19 protein-coding genes are annotated in these 17,705 nt (G+C 68.5%); 8 read left to right on the plus strand and 11 right to left on the minus strand.

Annotation, left to right across the window (positions count from 1 at the left end; translation table 11 throughout):
- The first annotated feature begins 12 nt into the window (after positions 1-12).
- The 4 genes from mnmG to IWC96_RS13760 are packed head-to-tail and all read left to right on the plus strand — an operon-like array spanning position 13 to position 4,267.
- Complete coding sequence (gene mnmG, locus IWC96_RS13745; RefSeq protein WP_196839106.1) at positions 13-1,947, plus strand: tRNA uridine-5-carboxymethylaminomethyl(34) synthesis enzyme MnmG; 1,935 nt, start codon at positions 13-15, stop codon at positions 1,945-1,947.
- The gene (gene rsmG / locus IWC96_RS13750; RefSeq protein ID WP_021696395.1) at positions 1,944-2,567 is read left to right on the plus strand and encodes a 16S rRNA (guanine(527)-N(7))-methyltransferase RsmG; all 624 of its coding nucleotides are present in this window, start codon (positions 1,944-1,946) and stop codon (positions 2,565-2,567) included. The genes mnmG and rsmG overlap by 4 nt, the downstream gene beginning before the upstream one ends.
- A complete protein-coding gene (locus IWC96_RS13755; protein WP_021696396.1) occupies positions 2,530-3,375 on the plus strand; it encodes a ParA family protein in 846 nt (281 codons plus the stop codon). The genes rsmG and IWC96_RS13755 overlap by 38 nt, the downstream gene beginning before the upstream one ends.
- Before the next feature lie 22 nt (positions 3,376-3,397).
- Complete coding sequence (locus tag IWC96_RS13760) at positions 3,398-4,267, plus strand: ParB/RepB/Spo0J family partition protein (protein ID WP_021696397.1); 870 nt, start codon at positions 3,398-3,400, stop codon at positions 4,265-4,267.
- Here IWC96_RS13760 and holA read toward each other — a convergent pair.
- From holA to cysS, 8 genes are all read right to left on the minus strand, one after another.
- Complete coding sequence (gene holA, locus IWC96_RS13765) at positions 4,264-5,316, minus strand: DNA polymerase III subunit delta (RefSeq protein WP_196839107.1); 1,053 nt, start codon at positions 5,314-5,316, stop codon at positions 4,264-4,266. The two genes, IWC96_RS13760 and holA, sit on opposite strands and share 4 nt — an antisense overlap.
- 36 nt (positions 5,317-5,352) lie before the next feature.
- Positions 5,353-5,574 carry a hypothetical protein gene (locus IWC96_RS13770; protein ID WP_021696399.1) on the minus strand — a complete coding sequence of 74 codons (222 nt, stop codon included), beginning with the start codon at positions 5,572-5,574 and terminating at the stop codon, positions 5,353-5,355.
- The gene (def, locus tag IWC96_RS13775) at positions 5,574-6,137 is read right to left on the minus strand and encodes a peptide deformylase (protein ID WP_021696400.1); all 564 of its coding nucleotides are present in this window, start codon (positions 6,135-6,137) and stop codon (positions 5,574-5,576) included. The genes IWC96_RS13770 and def overlap by 1 nt, the downstream gene beginning before the upstream one ends.
- Before the next feature lie 57 nt (positions 6,138-6,194).
- Positions 6,195-6,593: an acyl-CoA thioesterase gene (locus tag IWC96_RS13780; protein ID WP_021696401.1), complete on the minus strand. Its 399-nt coding sequence runs from the start codon at positions 6,591-6,593 to the stop codon at positions 6,195-6,197.
- Positions 6,594-6,625: 32 nt separating this feature from the next.
- Positions 6,626-7,858 carry a DNA recombination protein RmuC gene (locus IWC96_RS13785; protein ID WP_021696402.1) on the minus strand — a complete coding sequence of 411 codons (1,233 nt, stop codon included), beginning with the start codon at positions 7,856-7,858 and terminating at the stop codon, positions 6,626-6,628.
- Positions 7,859-7,997: 139 nt separating this feature from the next.
- Positions 7,998-8,360, minus strand: a complete 363-nt coding sequence (locus IWC96_RS13790) for a retropepsin-like aspartic protease (protein WP_255552790.1) — start codon at positions 8,358-8,360, stop codon at positions 7,998-8,000.
- Positions 8,361-8,405: 45 nt separating this feature from the next.
- Complete coding sequence (locus IWC96_RS13795) at positions 8,406-8,642, minus strand: hypothetical protein (protein WP_148291417.1); 237 nt, start codon at positions 8,640-8,642, stop codon at positions 8,406-8,408.
- A gap of 103 nt (positions 8,643-8,745) precedes the next feature.
- Complete coding sequence (gene cysS / locus IWC96_RS13800; protein ID WP_021696405.1) at positions 8,746-10,155, minus strand: cysteine--tRNA ligase; 1,410 nt, start codon at positions 10,153-10,155, stop codon at positions 8,746-8,748.
- A gap of 127 nt (positions 10,156-10,282) precedes the next feature.
- On the opposite strand from cysS, the gene folE reads away from it, so the two are divergent.
- Positions 10,283-10,897 (plus strand): GTP cyclohydrolase I FolE, encoded by a 615-nt coding sequence (gene folE, locus IWC96_RS13805; RefSeq protein WP_196839108.1) that lies wholly within the window; start codon positions 10,283-10,285, stop codon positions 10,895-10,897.
- A 262-nt stretch (positions 10,898-11,159) separates the two neighbouring features.
- Here folE and IWC96_RS13810 read toward each other — a convergent pair whose 3' ends face one another.
- Positions 11,160-12,290 carry an acyl-CoA dehydrogenase family protein gene (locus tag IWC96_RS13810; RefSeq protein WP_021696408.1) on the minus strand — a complete coding sequence of 377 codons (1,131 nt, stop codon included), beginning with the start codon at positions 12,288-12,290 and terminating at the stop codon, positions 11,160-11,162.
- A 3-nt stretch (positions 12,291-12,293) separates the two neighbouring features.
- On the minus strand, positions 12,294-13,490 hold the full coding sequence (locus tag IWC96_RS13815) for an acyl-CoA dehydrogenase family protein (protein ID WP_196839109.1): 1,197 nt from the start codon (positions 13,488-13,490) through the stop codon (positions 12,294-12,296).
- A 173-nt stretch (positions 13,491-13,663) separates the two neighbouring features.
- On the opposite strand from IWC96_RS13815, the gene IWC96_RS13820 reads away from it, so the two are divergent.
- The 3 genes from IWC96_RS13820 to IWC96_RS13830 all read left to right on the plus strand — a co-directional run bounded on the left by IWC96_RS13820 (position 13,664) and on the right by IWC96_RS13830 (position 17,243).
- Complete coding sequence (locus IWC96_RS13820; RefSeq protein WP_045318740.1) at positions 13,664-14,338, plus strand: bifunctional 4-hydroxy-2-oxoglutarate aldolase/2-dehydro-3-deoxy-phosphogluconate aldolase; 675 nt, start codon at positions 13,664-13,666, stop codon at positions 14,336-14,338.
- A 65-nt stretch (positions 14,339-14,403) separates the two neighbouring features.
- Positions 14,404-15,246: a bifunctional 2-polyprenyl-6-hydroxyphenol methylase/3-demethylubiquinol 3-O-methyltransferase UbiG gene (locus IWC96_RS13825; protein WP_081703391.1), complete on the plus strand. Its 843-nt coding sequence runs from the start codon at positions 14,404-14,406 to the stop codon at positions 15,244-15,246.
- Between the two features lie 92 nt (positions 15,247-15,338).
- A complete protein-coding gene (locus IWC96_RS13830) occupies positions 15,339-17,243 on the plus strand; it encodes a M1 family metallopeptidase (protein WP_021696412.1) in 1,905 nt (634 codons plus the stop codon).
- 2 nt (positions 17,244-17,245) lie between these two features.
- On the opposite strand, the gene IWC96_RS13835 is transcribed toward IWC96_RS13830, so the two are convergent.
- Entirely contained in the window at positions 17,246-17,677 is a 432-nt protein-coding gene (locus IWC96_RS13835; protein WP_021696413.1) for a DUF488 family protein, read from the minus strand.
- Positions 17,678-17,705 lie beyond the last annotated feature (28 nt).

Raw genomic sequence — 17,705 nt, forward strand, 5'->3', positions numbered from 1 at the left:
CCTCGCGCAAGGATGACCGGGCGCCCATCTGATGCTATAGGCCCCGCCCCGAGTTCAGAGTCTCCACCCGTGACCCAATCGCCTGAAAACACAGTCTGGGACGTCATCGTCGTCGGCGGCGGCCACGCGGGCTGCGAGGCGGCGACGGCGGCTGCGCGCATGGGGGCGGCCACCCTGCTGCTGACCCACAAGCTCGATACCATCGGCGAGATGTCGTGCAACCCGGCCATCGGCGGCCTGGGCAAGGGTCATCTAGTGCGCGAGATCGACGCCCTGGCCGGGGTCATGGGCCGTCTGGCCGACCGCTCGGGCATCCAGTTCCGTCTGCTGAACCGCTCCAAGGGCGCCGCCGTGCGCGGCCCGCGCGCCCAGATCGACCGCAGGCTCTATCGCGAGGCCATGCAGGCTGAACTGGCCGAGACCCCGAACCTGACGATCGTCGCTGCGGCGGTGGAGGATCTGGTCATAGAGCACGGCCGGGTGGTCGGCGCCGTGGCCGACGATGGCCGGCTGTTCCGCGCCGCCGCCGTGGTCCTGACCACGGGCACCTTCCTGAACGGCGTCATCCACCGGGGCGACGAGCGCATCCCCGCCGGCCGCCACGGCGACCAGCCCGCCATCGGCCTGTCGCAGCGCCTCTACGGGCTGGACCTGAACATGGGTCGCCTCAAGACCGGCACCCCTGCGCGTCTGGACGGGCGCACCATCGCCTGGGAGCGGCTGGAGATGCAGCAGGCCGACGAGACCCCGGTCCCGTTCTCCTTCCTCACCGACCGGATCACCGTTCCCCAGATCGCCTGCGGCATCACCGCCACCAACGCCCGCACCCACGAGATCATCGCCGCCAATCTGGGCCAGTCCGCCGTCTATGGCGGTCACCTGTCCGGGCGCGGCCCCCGCTATTGCCCGTCCATCGAGGACAAGGTGGTGCGCTTCGCCGACAAGGACAGCCACCAGGTCTTCCTTGAGCCCGAAGGGCTCGACGACCCCACGGTCTATCCCAACGGCATCTCCACCTCGGTGGCGCCGGACACCCAGCTGGCCTTCCTGCGCACCATGGCCGGGCTCGAGGCTGTGGAGGTGATCCGCTACGGCTACGCCATCGAATATGACTACATCGACCCGCGCGAGCTGGACCCGTCGCTGCAGATGAAGCGCCTGCCGGGCCTGTGGTGCGCCGGACAGATCAACGGCACCACGGGATACGAGGAGGCGGGGGCCCAGGGCCTCGTGGCCGGGCTGAACGCCGCTCGCGCGGCGTCCGGCGCAGACGCCGTGACCTTCGGCCGGGACGAAGCCTATATCGGCGTCATGATCGACGACCTGGTGACGCGCGGTGTGACCGAGCCCTACCGCATGTTCACCAGCCGGGCCGAGTACAGATTGACTCTGCGGGCCGACAACGCCGATCAACGCTTGACTGGCCGGGGTGTGGAGCTGGGTCTGGTGGGCCCCGAGCGGGCCGCCGCTTTTGCCCACAAGGCTCTCCTGCTGAAGGCTGCGGACGAGGTGGTCCGCACGGTCACCTTCACCCCCAATGAGGCCAAGGCTCTGGGCGTCACGGTCAATGCGGATGGCCAGCGCCGGTCCATCCGCGACCTGCTGGCCTACCCGGGTGTGACTCTGGACGCCTTCGCTGCGGTCGTCCCCGCCATGGCCGACTGGCCCGAGGTGGTGCGGGAGCAGGTGGTGATCGACGCGGGCTATGCCGGCTATATCGACCGCCAGCGCATCGAGGCCGAGTCCCTGCAACGGGAAGAGGCCCTGATCCTGCCCGCCGAGCTTGACTACGCCACGGTCGGCGGCCTCTCCAACGAGGTGCGTGAGAAGCTGGAGCGCATCCGCCCCCGCACCCTCGGTCAGGCCGGGCGCATCGAGGGTATGACCCCCGGCGCCCTGACGGCCCTGCTGTTTCACGTGAAACATCGCCGGACCGTGGCGGCGTGAGCCTTACCGCGGCGCAGTTTCAGGCCCTCAGCGGCGCGACCGACGCCCAGATCGCGGATCTGGAGCGCTTCCGCGTCCTGCTGACCGAAGCCAATCAGGTCATGAACCTGGTCGGACCCTCCACCTTGCCCGATTACTGGTCCCGGCATGTGCTGGACAGCTGGCAGCTGATCGACCACGCGCCCGACGCCCTGACCTGGGCCGATCTGGGGGCGGGGGCGGGCGTGCCCGGCGTGGTTCTGGCCATCTTCCTGAAAGGCCGTCCGGGCGCCCACGTCCATCTGATCGACAGCCTCGGCAAGCGCTGCCGCTTTCTGGAACAGGTGAAGACCGAACTGGATCTGCCCGCCACCGTCATCAATGGCCGGGCCGAGGAGCAGGCGATCACCGTCGATGTGGTCACCGCCCGCGCCGTAGCCCCCATGGACAAGCTGCTCGGTTATGCACAGCCCTACATGGATCGCGGTGCACAAGGTCTGTTCCTCAAGGGAGAAAAGGCCCCCGACGAGTTGAAGTCGGCGCGCTTATCCTGGCATTTCAAGGCTCAGCTCCATCCGTCGCGTCTCACCGACGGCCGGGGCCATGTTGTTCAAGTCCGGGGATTGCGCCGTGCCCGCTGATCGTCACCAGACCCGCGTCCTCGCGGTCTCCAACCAGAAGGGCGGGGTGGGCAAGACCACCACGGCCATCAATCTGGGCACCGCCCTGGCCGCCATCGGCCAGCGTTGCCTGATCGTGGACATGGATCCCCAGGGCAACGCCTCCACCGGTCTGGGCGTGGCGCGGGAATCCCGCACCGTCACCATCTATGACGTGGTGGTGGACGGCCGCTCCATCGACGACGCGGCGGTGAAGACTGCCGTGCCCGGCCTCGACATCGTGCCCGCCGATGCGGACATGTCCGGGGTCGAGATCGAGCTCAGCCAGGCCGATCGCCGCGCCTATCGCCTGCGCGACGCCCTTCGTGCGCAAGGCGAGGGCGGCCATACCCGGTATGACTATGTGCTCATCGACTGCCCGCCGTCCCTGAACCTGCTGACCCTCAACGCCATGAGCGCGGCGGACGCGGTGCTGGTGCCGCTGCAGTGCGAATTCTTCGCCCTGGAAGGCCTGACCCAGCTCATGAAGACCGTTGAGATGGTCCGCCAAAGCCTTAATCCGGCTCTGGAAATTCAGGGACTGGTGCTGACCATGTACGATCGGCGCAACAGCCTGTCGTCCCAGGTGGAGGCCGATGTGCGGTCCCATTTCGGCGACAAGGTCTATGACGCCGTGATCCCCCGCAACGTCCGGGTGTCCGAGGCGCCGTCCTTCGGCAAGCCGGCCCTGATTTATGACCTGAAGTGTGCGGGCAGCCAGGCGTATCTGCGTCTGGCGCGCGAACTGGTGGCCCGGGAGAAGTCCCGCCGCCAGGCCATCGCTGCCTGATTAGTGTAACGGAATCAAACAAGTGGCTGAACGTCAAAGAGGATTGGGCCGGGGTCTGTCGGCCCTGATCGGGGACACCGCCGAGGCCGTGGCCGCCGACATCGAGGCGCGGGTGGGCGTGCGCGACATCCCCATCGAGCAGCTGCATCCCAACCCGGACCAGCCCCGCACCCATTTCTCGGACGACGAGATCGCCGAGCTGTCCGCCTCCATCCGCGACAAAGGCGTGCTCCAGCCCCTGCTGGTGCGCCCGGCGCCCGGCGGCGACGGCTGGCAGATCATCGCCGGCGAGCGCCGCTGGCGCGCCTCCCAGAAGGCGGGCCTGAAGACCATTCCCGTGCTGGTGCGCGAGCTGGACGACGCCCAGGTGCTGGAAATCGCCATCGTCGAGAACGTCCAGCGCGAGGACCTGAACCCGGTGGAGGAGGCGCGCGCCTACCGCACCCTGATGGAGCGCTTCAACCGCACCCAGGACGTGGTGGCCGGGGTGGTGGGCAAGAGCCGCAGCCATGTGGCCAACACCCTGCGCCTGCTGGCCCTGCCGGACCCGGTGCTGGACCATGTGCTGGCCGGACGCCTGTCCGCCGGCCACGCCCGCGCCCTGATCACCGCGCCCAACCCGGACGAACTGGCCGACACCATCATCAAGAGCGGCCTGTCGGTGCGCCAGACCGAGGCCCTGGCCCGTCAGGCGGCCGACGGGCCCAAACCGGCGAAGGCGAAGCCCGCCATCGACCGCTCCGCCGACACGGTGGCCCTTGAACAGGATCTGGGCGACGCCCTGGGCCTCAAGGTCGAGGTCCGCGACAAGGGCGGCAAGGGCGAACTGGTCATCCGCTACGGCGCCCTCGAGCAGCTGGACGACCTCTGCCGCCGCCTGACCCGGTCCTAGAGCCCCAGACGCCGGGCCCGGCCCGCCACCTCGAGCAGCAGGCGCTCGGCCAGCAGGGCGTCGGGAGAGCCCGCGGTCTTGCAGGCCTTCTCACATTCCAGAGTATTATCAAGGACTTGCGACAAATCCTCGTGCCGCCAGGCGCGCATCTGGCGCAGCACCTCGGCTTCCTGCTTCCAGAACACGCCCGCGGCCTTGGTCGCTTCCTTGGGCCCGGCGCCGTTGTCGGTCAGGGCGCGGATCTTCCTCAGACGGTTCAGGTGGCCGCTGACCGCGCGCACGGCGGCCACCGGGCTCTCGCCCTCCGCAAAGGCGCGGCGCACATTGGCCTGGGCCTGCGCCGCCCGTCCGCCGAAGGCCTGCAGCGCCGCCTCGAACAGGGACGCGTCCGGCTCCACCCCCAGATGCAGCTCCAGTTCGTCGGGACCCAGGGTCCGGTCGCTGCCGGGGCCGATGAACAGGGCCAGCCGCTCGATCTCCTGCCGCATCAGGCCCCGTTCGCGGGGCAGGCGGGCGGTGAATTGGGCCAGGGCGTCCGACGTCAGGCCCACCCGGTCTTTCGCGAGGGCCTCGCGCACCATCCGGGCCACGTCGCCCACCTCGTCCTCGTAACAGGCGATGCTGACTGCCGCTTTCGAGGCTTCGGCCGCCTTCCGCAGCGCGGAATCGCGGCCCAGCGCCCCGGCCTCCACCACGAACATGGCGTCGGGGTTGAAGCCGCCGTCGGTGTGGGTCTTGAGCGCCGCGGCCACGGCCTTGTCGGTGGACGCCTTGTCGGTGGACAGCCGCAGCCGCACCAGCCGCCGGCCGCCGGTCATGGACTGGGCCGACAGGGCGTCGTCCAGCGCCGCGCCGTCAGCCTCCACATCGCTGTCGGTCAGCAGGGTGACGTCGAAGGGGTCGTTCAGGTCGGGCACGATCTTCAGGCACAGGGCCTGGCCCCGCTCGCCGACGCCGCCCCGGTCCTTGCCGTGGATCACCACCGCCCGCACCGCCGGGTCCGGCGCGGCCAGGAACCGCTCGACCTCGGGGCGCTTGGCCAGAATCATTGGAAAAGGATCATGCGGGACGCCCGGCCGAGCCGGTCAGTCCCAGCGGGTGAAGACGCCGCCGCCCTCGTCCCATTCGCCGCCGGCGTCAAAGGCGTCGTCGAAATTCAGCAGCCGGTCCAGCACCACCCCGGCGATCAGTCCCAGCCCCGCCACGGCGATCAGGGTCGCGGCCGACCCGATGCCCGCCTTCTGAAGCCCGGTCAGAGGCTTGCGCACGGCGCGGACGGCCTTGCGACGGGCGTTGGCGCGGGCCATCAGGCCGCCACCCGCTCGCGCATGACCTTCTTGACCCGGGTCATGGCCCGGTCCCGGCGCAGCCGGGACAGGTGGTCGATGAACAGCACCCCGTTGAGGTGGTCGATCTCGTGCTGGACGCAGACGGCGTAAAGGCCCTCGGCCTCTTCCTCCACCGTCTCGCCATCACGGTTCAGATAGCGCAGCCTGATCCGCGCCGGGCGCTGGACCTCGTCGAAATACTCGGGGATCGACAGGCAGCCTTCCTCGTAGGGCGCGGTCTCTTCCGAGGCCCACAGGATCTCCGGATTGATGAAGAAGCGGGGGTTGGGCTTGCGCGCGTCCTCGCTCTCCGGGGCCTCGCCGTCCTCGCCGCCGTCGCCCAGATCCATGACCACGATCCGGCGCGTGTCGCCGACCTGAACGGCGGCCAGGCCGATGCCCGGGGCGTCGTACATGGTCTCCAGCATGTCATCCATCAGGGCGCGCACGTCGTCGGTCACAGCCTCCACGGGGGTGCAGACGGTCTTGAGCACCGCCAGGTCGGCGGGATTGTTCACGGTCAGGATGCGACGAATGGCCATGTCCCGGAGGTAGGCGCAAAGGCCCCTCCGGTCAAGAATTCCGACCGCCGGGCGGGGTCAGTCGCGGTCGGGCAGGGGCCGGGGCTTCCGGTCCTGATCGATGGCCACATAGGTGAACACGCCCTCGGTCACCCGCACCATCTCATCCTGACCGCGGCCCCGCTTCCACGCCTCGACCCGCACGCCGATGGAGGTGCGGCCGGTGCGGATCACCGTCGCATAGATGCTGACCTCGTCGCCCACGGACACCGGCTGGTGAAACACCATGGAGTCCACCGCCACCGTGGCGCAGCGGCCGCGCGCCAGATTGAAGGCCGGCGAGGACCCGGCCAGGTCCATCTGGGCCAGCAGCCAGCCGCCGAAGATGTCGCCCTCGGGATTGGCGTCGGCGGGCATGGCGATCATGCGGCCCACGGGCTGGTCGTCGGGCGGGCAGGGGGACAGGGCGTCGGTCATGGGCGCCGATTAGCCGCCGATGCGGCGCAAGTCTATTGCGCCTTGTCGCCGTCCGGCGCGCTGTCGATCAGTTCGGGCCGGCTCAGGGTGCGCGTGGATTGCTCCACCGGCGCCAGTTCGGGCAGATCCTTGCCCTCGTGGTCCACCTGCAGGTCCTCGAAGCGGCGGGCCTGCACCATCACCTGGCTCTCCAGCGAGCCCACGAACTGGTTGTAGCGCTTCACCGCCCGGTCCAGGTCCGCCCCCAGCGAGGAGGCGTATCCGCCCATGGTGGCCAGGCGCTTGTAGAGCTCCTTGCCCAGCCGGGCCACGTGTTCGGCGTTGGCGCTCTGCTCCTCGGCCCGCCAGCCGTAGGCCACCGCCTTGCACAGGGCGAACAGGGTGGTGGGGGTGACGATGACCACCCGGCAATCCATGGCGTGGGTCATGATGTCCGGCGCATGGTCCAGGGCCGAGGACAGGAAGGCGTCGCCGGGCACGAACAGGGCCACGAAATCGGGGCTGGGCTTGAACTGGTCCTGATAGGCCTTGGACGCCAGCTGGCGCACATGGGTCTTCAGACTGGCGGCGATCCTCAGCGAGCGAGCCTGGGCCCGGCTGTCCTCGTCGCCCTCCTCGTCGGCGTCGAAGGCCAGCGGCACCTTGGCGTCGATCACGAACATGCCGCCGCCGGGCAGGCGCACGATGAAATCCGGCCGGGACTGGCGGCCCTCGTCGTCGGCCTGCGACGTCTGCTCCTGAAAATCGAAGCGGCCCGCCATGCCGGCGGCCTCCAGCACATTGCGGCAGGTCTGTTCGCCCCAGCGGCCGCGCCGCCCGGTGTTGCCGCGCAGGGCCTCGGTCAGCTTGCGGGTCTCGTCCCGGGTCGAGGTGTGGGCGGTCATCAGCAGGGCCAGCTGCTCCTTGAGCCCGCCGGTCTCCTCGGACCGCACCTTCTCCAGCGCCTGCACATGCTCCTGAAACTTGGCCAGGGTCTCGCTGACCGGCTTCAGCTGGGCCTCCATGCGCTCGCGGGCCACCCGGTCCTGGGCCTGAAAGGTCTCGGTGGCGCGGGCCACCATCTGGTTGGCCACCGATTGGGCCGATTCCGCCGCCTGGGCGCGCAGATAGTCGGCCATGGAGGCGCGGGCGTCCTCGATCACCTCGATCTTGTGATGGGCGGCGTCGGCGGCGGATTTCGCCTTCTGCCAGCCCATGAAGGCCCAGACAAAGGCGGCCGAGGCCGCCACGAAAAGCCCGGCGAAGACGAGGATCAAGGTGTTCATGCTCCGTTCCTAGCCGGAGTCGCCCAGGCTGGCAAAAGCCGTGTGGGTCCATCCCTTGGGATACCTACGCGCCTTGGAAGTCGTGCTCAGCGCGCTGGGGTCGATGACGAGTCCGCGGCTGAGGATGGGGGGACGAGGACTAGCCGTCCCAGTCCTCGTAAATGGGCGGTCCGAGGCGGTGATAATGAAACCGCGCGTCACGGCCGTTGTAGGATGTGATGAAGTGGCGGAGAAATGATCGACCGAGAAGCACCCTGTTGCTCGGGTGTTCCATTTCGATGGCCGCCACGCGTTCCCAGTCATTGAATCCAAGTTCGGGTATGGTCACGCGCGCGGCATAAATGGTCGATGGAATGCGCGATCCATCAGCCACCTCCATCGTTGTCTGATCGACTGATTGCAGCCCCAGGCGCAGAGCCACCCTCCGATCAATGCAGATGGTGGAGGCTCCGGTGTCTATGAGCGCTTCGAGACTTTCGGAGGCTTCACCAGGGCCAGACATGCCGATTTGTATGATCGGCCCCGAAACCCAGATTTCCGGCCCCACCTAGCGGCAAACCGCCAGAAACGGGGCGCTGTCCACCACGCCTTCCGTATGCCGGATGAGAACCTGTTCTCCACGATGGTGGCTATCGGCGTAGCGAGCGGCTTCGCTGAAATCGGTGAACATTTTTACGAACTGCTCGTGGACCATCAGCACCCAACCGGAACCATGCTGTTCCCGAAGTTGCGAGGCTATCCCCTCATAAGCGACAATCTCACGCTCTAGACTGGCATTGGTCATGGCGATGTTACCGGCTTGAGTCACAGCGAATCGTAACACACTGAGATTCACGCCGGAAGGTTAACCGGCCCTTTCGATGGGCCTACGCCCCCGCATCGGCGCCCTAGTCCTTCAGCCGCCAGGTGGCGCCCGTGGGGCCGTCCATGACCACCACCTTCAGCTCGGTCAGGCGGTCGCGGATGCGGTCGGCCTCGGGCCAGTTCTTTTCGGTGCGGGCCTGCAGCCGCTGCTCCAGCAGGGCCTCCACCTCGGCCTTCAGGGCGTCGTCGGCCCCGCCCTCGAACCAGGCGTCGGGATCAGCCTGCAGCACCCCCAGCAGGGCCCCGCCCGCCAGCAGCCGGCCCTTGGCGGCGGCCACGGCGCCCTCGTCGCCGGCGGTCATGGCCCGCTCGATCTCGCTGGACAGGGCGAACAGGGCGGCGGCGGCGCCGGGGGTGTTCAGGTCGTCCTCGATCGCAGTCAGGAAGTCCTCGGACGGCTCATCGTCCGCCGCCGGAATGGCCGAGGCGCGGCGCAGGGCCTGATACAGACGGTCCAGATTCTTGCGCGACTGGTCCAGCAGCGCCTGGTTCCAGTCCAGCGGCTGGCGGTAGTGGGCGCTCAGCAGGGCCCAGCGCACCACCTCCCCCGGCACATGCTGCACCAGATCGTGCAGCAGCAGCACATTGCCGACCGACTTGGACATCTTCTCCGCGTCCACGGTCAGGAAGCCGTTGTGCATCCAGTATCGGGCGTATTCCTCATGGGCGTCCGGGCCATGGGCATGGCCGTGGGCGCAGACTCCCTGGGCGATCTCGTTCTCGTGGTGGGGAAACACCAGATCGATGCCCCCGCCATGGATGTCGATGGGCAGGCCCAGATTGGCCTCGATCATGGCCGAGCATTCGATGTGCCAGCCGGGACGCCCCGCGCCCCAGGGCGACTCCCAGGACGGCTCGCCCTCTTTCGACGGCTTCCACAGCACGAAATCGTGGGGATTGCGCTTGTAGGGGGCCACCTCGACCCGGGCCCCGGCCACCATCTCGTCCAGATCCCGGCCGGACAGGCGGCCATAGTTCTCATAGGCCGAGACGTCGAACAGCACATGGCCCTCGGCGGCGTAGGCGCAGCCCTTGTCCATGATGGCCCCGATCTGGGCGATGATGGCGTCCATGTGGGCGGTGACGTGGGGGGCCATCGTCGGCGCCAGCACGTTCAGGGCCGCCATGTCCTCCAGATAGGCCGCCTCGTAGCGGGCCGTGACCTCGCCGATGGGCGTGCCTTCCTTCGTCGCCTTCGCATTGATCTTGTCGTCCACGTCGGTGACGTTGCGGGCGTAGATCACCGCCCCGTCGCCGTACGCGCGGCGCAGCAGGCGGAACAGCACGTCGAACACCACCGGCGGGCGCGCATTGCCGATATGGGCGAAGTCATAGACCGTCGGCCCGCACACATAGAGCGTCACCCGGTTCGGATCGCGGGGCTCGAAGGGCCGCTTCTTGCGGGCCAGGGTGTCGTGCAGGTGGAGCGTCATGGGGTCGCGTGGTATCCGTTTTCTTGCGGGACGCACCGGTCGTCCCATATAGGCGTGACGCGGTGCAATAAACCGTCGGCGTCACGATTGGGAGCGTCTTGGGCTCCCGCCCTTTAGAAAGCGTGTCATGGACCTCCAAGCCAAGCCCGTCCTGGTCAGCAACGACGGCGACATCAAGCGCCCCAGCCGCGAGCAGGCCATGGACGCCGTGCGCACCCTTATCGCCTGGGCCGGCGACAATCCCGAGCGCGAGGGCCTGATCGACACGCCGAAACGTGTGGTGGACGCCTATGGCGACTGGTTCCAGGGCTATGACGCCGACGCCGCGAAGGAGCTGAGCCGCACCTTCGAGGACGTGCAGGGCTATGACGACATGGTCCTGCTGCGCGATATCGAGGTGGAGAGCCACTGCGAGCACCACATGGCCCCGTTCCTGGGCAAGGCCTATGTGGCCTATGTGCCGGCCGAGAAGGTGGTGGGCATCTCCAAGCTGGCGCGGGTGGTGGAGATCTTCTCCAAACGCCTGCAGACCCAGGAGACCCTGACCCAGCTGATCGCCCAGGCCATCGAGGACAACCTCCTGCCCGCCGGGACAGCCGTGCTGATCGACGCCGAGCACCAGTGCATGACCACCCGCGGCGTGCACCACCGCCATGTCTCCACCATCACCACCCGCTTCACCGGCGTGTTCAAGTCCGACCCGACACTGCAGGACCGCTTCCTGAAACTGGCCCGCGGCTGATCCATCCTTCTCCCATTGGGAGAAGGTGGCCGCGCAGCGGCCGGATGAGGGTCGGGCCGTCCGCCCCCGGCGCGAACATTAAATTTGCGCCCACCCCTTCCGGCCGCCCGTATGATGGACCTCCATCACCAGACGACGGAGGGGCGATTTCGGACAATTCGCACTATTCAGACCCTGTTTTTTTCGGCTCGGGGTCTGGATTTCGTACAATTCGCATTATTCGCACCCTGTTTTTTGTCCCGCCGGAGTCTGAAATCCGTCCTCAGTAGCCCCCCGCCCGGGCCACCCGGTTGGCGTGGAAGCCATGGTCGCCCATGAGCTCGTTCAGGACGCGGACCCGCTTCATGTACAGGCCCACGTCGTACTCGTCGGTCATGCCGACGCCGCCGTGCATCTGCACCGCCTCCTGCACGCACAGCTCGGCCACGCGCCCGGCCTTGGCCTTGGCCACCGACACGGCGAAGGCGGCGTCCTCGTCGCCCGCGTCCAGCTTCTGCAGGGCGGCCAGGGTCGCGGCGCGCACGATCTCCAGCTCGGTGAAGACATGGGCGGCGCGGTGCTGCAGGGCCTGGAACTCGCCGATCAGCTTGCCGAACTGCTTGCGGGTCTTCAGGTACTCGGCGGTGATCTTGAACGCCTGATCCCCCGCTCCCAGCAGGGACGAGGCGGCGCAGGCTCGCCCCAGGTTCAGGACGCGCTCGAGGATCTCGCCGCCCCCGTCCACCGGCCCCAGCACGGCGTCGGCGGTGACCTCCACGTCGGTCAGGGTCACCCGGGCGGCGTTGTGGGCGTCCACCATGGCGGTGCGCTCGATCTGAAGCCCTGCGGTCTTGGGGTCGATCAGGAACAGGGTCAGGCCGTCCATGCCCTCTCCCGATGTGCGGGCCGCCACGATCACGGCGTCAGCCACATGGCCGTCCAGCACGAAGCCCTTGTTTCCATTCAGTTTGAAGCCGTTGCCGGAGCGCTCGGCGGTGGTCCGGATGCGGTGCGGGGCGTGCTTGCCGGCCTCGTCCACGGCCAGCGAAACCATGGCCTCGCCCGCCGCGATCCTCGGCAGCCAGGCCGCCTGCTGCTCGCCCGATCCGGCCTTCAGGGCCGTGGCCGCCAGCACGCCGGACGACAGGAAGGGCGAGGGCGTCAGGGTCCGCCCCAGCGCCTCGGCCACCACCCCGGCCTCCACCGCGCCCAGGCCCGACCCGCCCTGGTCCTCGGGGATCAGCACGCCGGAGAAGCCCATCTCGCCGAAGGATCGCCACAGGTCCCGCGAGACCCCGTCGGCGTCATGGCTGTCGCGCAGCTTGCGCAGGTGGGCGATGGGCGCGTGCTCGTTGAGGAAGCCGTCGGCGGCCTCCGCCAGCATCTGCTGTTCGTCGGAAAGGATCAGGGGCATGGGTCAGGCTCCCGGCAGCTGAAGCAGATGCTTGGCGATGATGTTGAGCTGGATCTCGGAGGTCCCGCCCTCGATGGAATTGGCCTTGGTGCGCAGCCAGTCGCGGGCCGCGGCGCCGTCGCGGGACCGCTCGCCTTCCCACTCCAGCGCATCGGCCCCGCCTGCGGCCATCAGCAGCTCGTGGCGGCGCTTGTTCAGCTCCGAGCCGTAATACTTCAGCACCGAGGACAGGGCCGGATGGGCGCGCCCCGCCTTGGCCAGATCGCCGGTGCGCTCCAGCGCCAGACGGAAGGCCGCGCCGTCCACGTCCAGCTCGGCGATGCGGGCGCGCAGCATGGGGTCGTCCAGCCGCCCGGCCTCGTCCAGTCCCACCGCCTTGGCCGCCGTCCGGCCCAGGGCGGCCCCACCCATGACCTCGCCCATGGCGCCGATCATGGTCCGTTCGTGGGCCAGCAGATATTTGGCCACGTCCCAGCCCCGGTTCAGCTCGCCAACGAGGTTCGCCTTCTCCACCCGCACGTCGTCGAAGAAGGTCTCGCAGAAGGGCGACTTGCCCGAAATCAGGGTGATGGGCCGGGTCGAGACGCCCGGCGTGGTCATGTCGAACAGCACGAAGGAGATGCCCTTGTGCTTGGGCGCCTCGGGGTCGGTGCGCACCAGGCAGAAGATCCAGTCCGCCTTGTCGGCGTAGGAGGTCCACACCTTCTGCCCGTTGACGATCCAGTGGTCGCCCCGGTCCTCCGCCCGCGTCTGGATCCCCGCCAGGTCCGACCCGGCGCCCGGCTCCGAATACCCCTGGCACCAGCGGATCTCGCCGCGCACGATCTCGGGCAGGAAGCGCTTCTTCTGCTCCTCCGTGCCGAAGGCCAGCAGGGCCGGGCCCAGCATCCAGACGCCGAAGCTGTTCAGGGCCGGCTGGGCCTTGATGCGGCGCAGCTCCGAGGCCAGCACCTTGGCCTGCTCACGGCTCAGCCCGCCGCCGCCGTATTCGCGGGGCCACTCCGGCGCCGTCCAGCCGCGCTCGCCCATGGTCCGCATCCAGCGCTCGTGGGCCGGGGTGGCGAAGACGGCGTTGCGGCCGCCCCAGATCATGTCCGCCTCGGACGGCATGGGTTCGCGCACCTCGGCCGGGCAGTTCGCCTCCAGCCAGGCGCGGGTCTCGGCGCGGAATGTCTCCAGATCGGATGCGGGTTCGCTCATGGGGTCCTCCGTGACCGCTCGACCGGCGGCCTTCGTCCTGAAGCCTAGCGGGTCGGTGGTCAAAAGCTACCCTCTACGAATGATCGGGAGAAACGCGGTGTGATCCATCGGTGCTTGACGCAACCGTTCAATCCGGCGACCTGATCCCGCCACAGAACAAGGAAACCGGTCCCATGCGTCACGATCGTCTGAGCGTCCTGCAGCAGCTTGAGCGCCAGGGCGTGGTGCCGGTGTTCTATCACCCGGACGTGGAGACCTGCATCGCGGTCATCGAGGCCTGCGCCAAGGGCGGCGCCCCGGCCGTGGAGTTCACCAACCGCGGAGACTTCGCGGCTCACGTGTTCCTCGAGGTCAGCCGTCATTTCGCCAAGGCGAACCCCGATGTGATCATGGGCGTAGGCTCCATCGTCGACGCCCCCACCGCCGGGCTCTACATCGCCGGCGGCGCGCGCTTCATCGTCGGGCCGATGCTGAACCCCGAGGTGGCGCGCCTGTGCAACCGTCGCATGATCGCCTATTCGCCCGGCTGCGGCTCGGCCACCGAGATCTCCGACGCCCAGGAGTTGGGCTGCGACATCGTCAAGGTGTTCCCCGGCTCGTCCGTGGGCGGCCCGGACTTCGTCAAGGCGGTGCGCGGCCCCATGCCCTGGACCAAGATCATGCCCACCGGCGGCGTGGACCCGGACGCGGCCTCCATCGAAAAATGGTTCGGCGCCGGCATCGTGGCGGCGGGCATGGGCTCCAAGCTGATCACCGACGCCGCCGTGAAGTCCGGCGACTGGGCCGGCATCGAGGCCAAGGTGCGCGAGACCGTCACCGCCATCGCCGACTTCCGCCGCAAGGCCTGAAACAAGCCGCGTGACAGAGGGCCCGTTTGGCGCATATTGGCGCAATCTCCCCCAGGATTGCGTTCATGACCGCCCAACGAATCGAAGCCGGTCGACAGCCCTTGCTGATCACGCGTTGCTGTCCGCTGTGCGGCCGCGACAACGCAGACCAACCGACCCTGGACATCGCGCCGGACGAGTGGCGCATGAAGACCTGTCCGGACTGCGACATGACCTATCTGGAGGTCGCCCCGGACATCTCGGAGCTGTTCGAGACCTTCGCCTGGGAGAAGCAACACCACATCGAAAACGCGCGCCGTCACGCGGGCCTGGGTCCGGTCGCGCTCAAGACCCGCAACGCCTGGCGCAAATTCCGGCCCCTGCCGCGCAAGAACGTGGCGGCCCTGCTGGACCACTATGCCGAGCCGGGCGCCGTGGTGGACGTGGGCTGCGGCGGCGGCAAGCAGCTGGCCGAGCTGGGGCCGCAGTTCTCCCCCGTCGGCATCGAGATTTCACCCGCCATCTGCCGCGAGGCCGAGGAACGGCTGGCGGACCGCGACGTGCGCATTGTCAACGCCGACGCCCTTAACGGCCTCAAGCAGATCGAGGAACAGTCGCTGACCGGAGTGGTGATGCGCTCGTTCCTGGAGCACGACGTCACCCCCGTGCCGGTGCTGGAACAGACCTTCCGGGTGCTGAAGCCCGGCGGCGTGGCCATCCTCAAGGTGCCCAACTTCGCCAGCTGGAACGCCAAGGTGCGCGGCGCCAAATGGTGCGGCCTGCGCTTCCCCGATCACGTCAACTACTTCACCCCCGAGACCCTGTCCCGGGCCGTGGAGCAGGCCGGCCTGACCATCCGCGCCTTCGGCCCCAGCTACCGCCTTCCCACCAGCGACAACATGTGGATGGTGGCGGTCCGTCCGGCCTGAACCGCATCCTTCGCGGATTTGAACCGTTCGAGCGCCACGCCTAAGACAGACCATCACGACGCCCTGAAGGGCGCGCCGTTCAGGAACTCCACATGATCCGCCCCTCCGCCCTCGCCATCGCGGCCGCCCTGGCCCTGTCCGGCGGCCTGTCCGCCTGCGCCAACATGCCCATGACCGAGGTCGCCGGGCCGCAGGTCCCCACACAGGTGCAATACGTGGCCGACGCCCACTCCCACGCCCGGCCCGAGATCGCGCGCGTCCATCACGTGGACCTGAACCTGACGGCGGACTTCGACCGGCGCATGCTGGCGGGCACAGCCAGCCTCGACATCACGGCCGAACCGGGCGCGGGCGAGATCATCCTGGACATCCGCGACCTGGACATCCACGGCGTGCGCTCCGACGACGGCCCGCTGGACTACACCATCGGCGACGAAAGCCCCTTCATGGGCAAACCGCTGACCATCGCGATCCCCTTCACCGAAGGGCGCATCCACATCGATTACTCCACCCGGCCCGAGGCGGCGGCCCTGCAATGGCTGACGCCGCAACAGACCGCGGGCGGCCAGCTGCCCTATCTGTTCAGCCAGGGCCAGGCGATCCTGACCCGCACCTGGATCCCGACCCAGGACAGCCCCGGCATCCGCCAGACCTATTCCGCCCGCATCACCGTGCCCGAGGACATGAAGGCGGTGATGAGCGCCGAGATGCTGACGCCCGGGGGCGAGAGGACGCCGGACGGCCGCCGCGCCTTCCGCTTCCGCCTGGACAACCCGGTGCCGCCCTATCTGATCGCCATCGGCGTGGGCGACATCGCCTTCCAGCCGCTGGGCGCGCGCACCGGCGTCTACACCGAGCCCTCCATGCTGGAGCGCTCCGCCGCCGAGTTCCCCGAGGTCGAGGCCATGGTCGAGGCGGCCGAGGAACTCTACGGTCCCTACATCTGGGGCCGTTATGACCTGCTGGTGCTGCCGCCCAGCTTCCCGTTCGGCGGCATGGAGAACCCGCGCCTGACCTTCGCCACCCCGACCATCATCGCGGGCGACCGCTCGCTGGTGTCGCTGGTGGCGCACGAGCTGGCCCACAGCTGGTCCGGCAATCTGGTCACCAACGCCACCTGGGACGATTTCTGGCTCAACGAGGGCTTCACGGTCTATTTCGAGAACCGGATCATGGAGGCCATCTACGGTCCCGAGAGGGCCGAGATGCTGCGGGCGCTGGAGTGGACCTCGCTGCAGGCCGAGATGGCCGAACTGCCGCCCGAGGATCAGAGCCTGCACCTGAACCTGGCCGGCCGCGACCCGGACGAGGGCATGACCGCCATCGCCTATGACAAGGGCGCCTTCTTCCTGCGCACCATCGAGCGGACCGTGGGTCGTGACCGGTTCGACGGCTGGCTGCGCGGCTATTTCGACCGCAACGCCTACCGCCCCATGACCACGGCCATGTTCTTGGCCGACATCCGCGAGCATCTGATCGCCGGAGATGCCGCGCTGGAGGCCGCGCTTCAGATGGACGCCTGGATCTATGGTCCCGGCCTGCCGTCCAACGCGGTCCAGCCCGCCTCGAACGCCTTCACCGAGGTCGAGGCCCAGGTCCAGGCCTTCGTGAATGGAACCCCGGCGGCGCAGCTGAACACCGGCGACTGGGTCACGCAGGAGTGGCAGCACTTCCTGGGCACCCTGCCCGAGATCATGACCGACGCCCAGCTGGCCGATCTGGACCGCGCCTTCGGCCTGTCGGAAGCGGGCAACAGCGAGATCCTGTTCGCCTGGCTGATGATCGCGGTGCGCCATCAGTACGACCCGGCGGTTCCCGCGCTGGAGCAGTTCCTGACCGGCATGGGACGCCGTAAATTCACCCAGCCGCTGTACGTGGCCCTGATGGCGGAGGGCGACTGGGGCCGTCCGCTGGCCCAGCGCATCTACGAAGAAGCCCGCTCCGGCTACCACCCCATCACCACCGGTTCGGCCGATCCGGTGGTCCGGGCGGAATAACTCTAGAGGTTCACCACCTCGAAGCCGTCCTCGCGCGCCAGCCGCTCGGCCAGAACCGAGCGGTGGCAACCCGCGTGGTCCGCCTCGAAGCACAGCAGGGCGACGGGCCGCTCGCGCGCCAGATCGCGTAGCTGCTCGAACGCCAGCTGGCTGTCCGGCTCGGCCATGTGATCGGCGAAGATGGCGCGCATCTCGCCGATCCGGCCCTTGCGGGCGGCGTCGCGGCCCGACTTGGGCGTGCCCAGGGCGCGCAGGTGGACATAGTCGATGCCCGCCGCCCTCAGGCTCTCGTCCAGCACGGTCTTGGAAAACCCGGCCCGTCGCGAGGCGGCCACGGCCCGCACGTCGATCAGACGCTGGACCCCGGCCGCCTTCAGCCGCTCGATCACGGCGGCCTGGGGCTCGCCCTCATATCCGATGGTGAACAGTTGCATGCCGTCAATATGGAGGGTTCCGCGCTTG

Source organism: Brevundimonas sp. BAL450 (assembly GCF_015767455.1).
Classification (GTDB): Bacteria; Pseudomonadota; Alphaproteobacteria; order Caulobacterales; family Caulobacteraceae; genus Brevundimonas; species Brevundimonas abyssalis.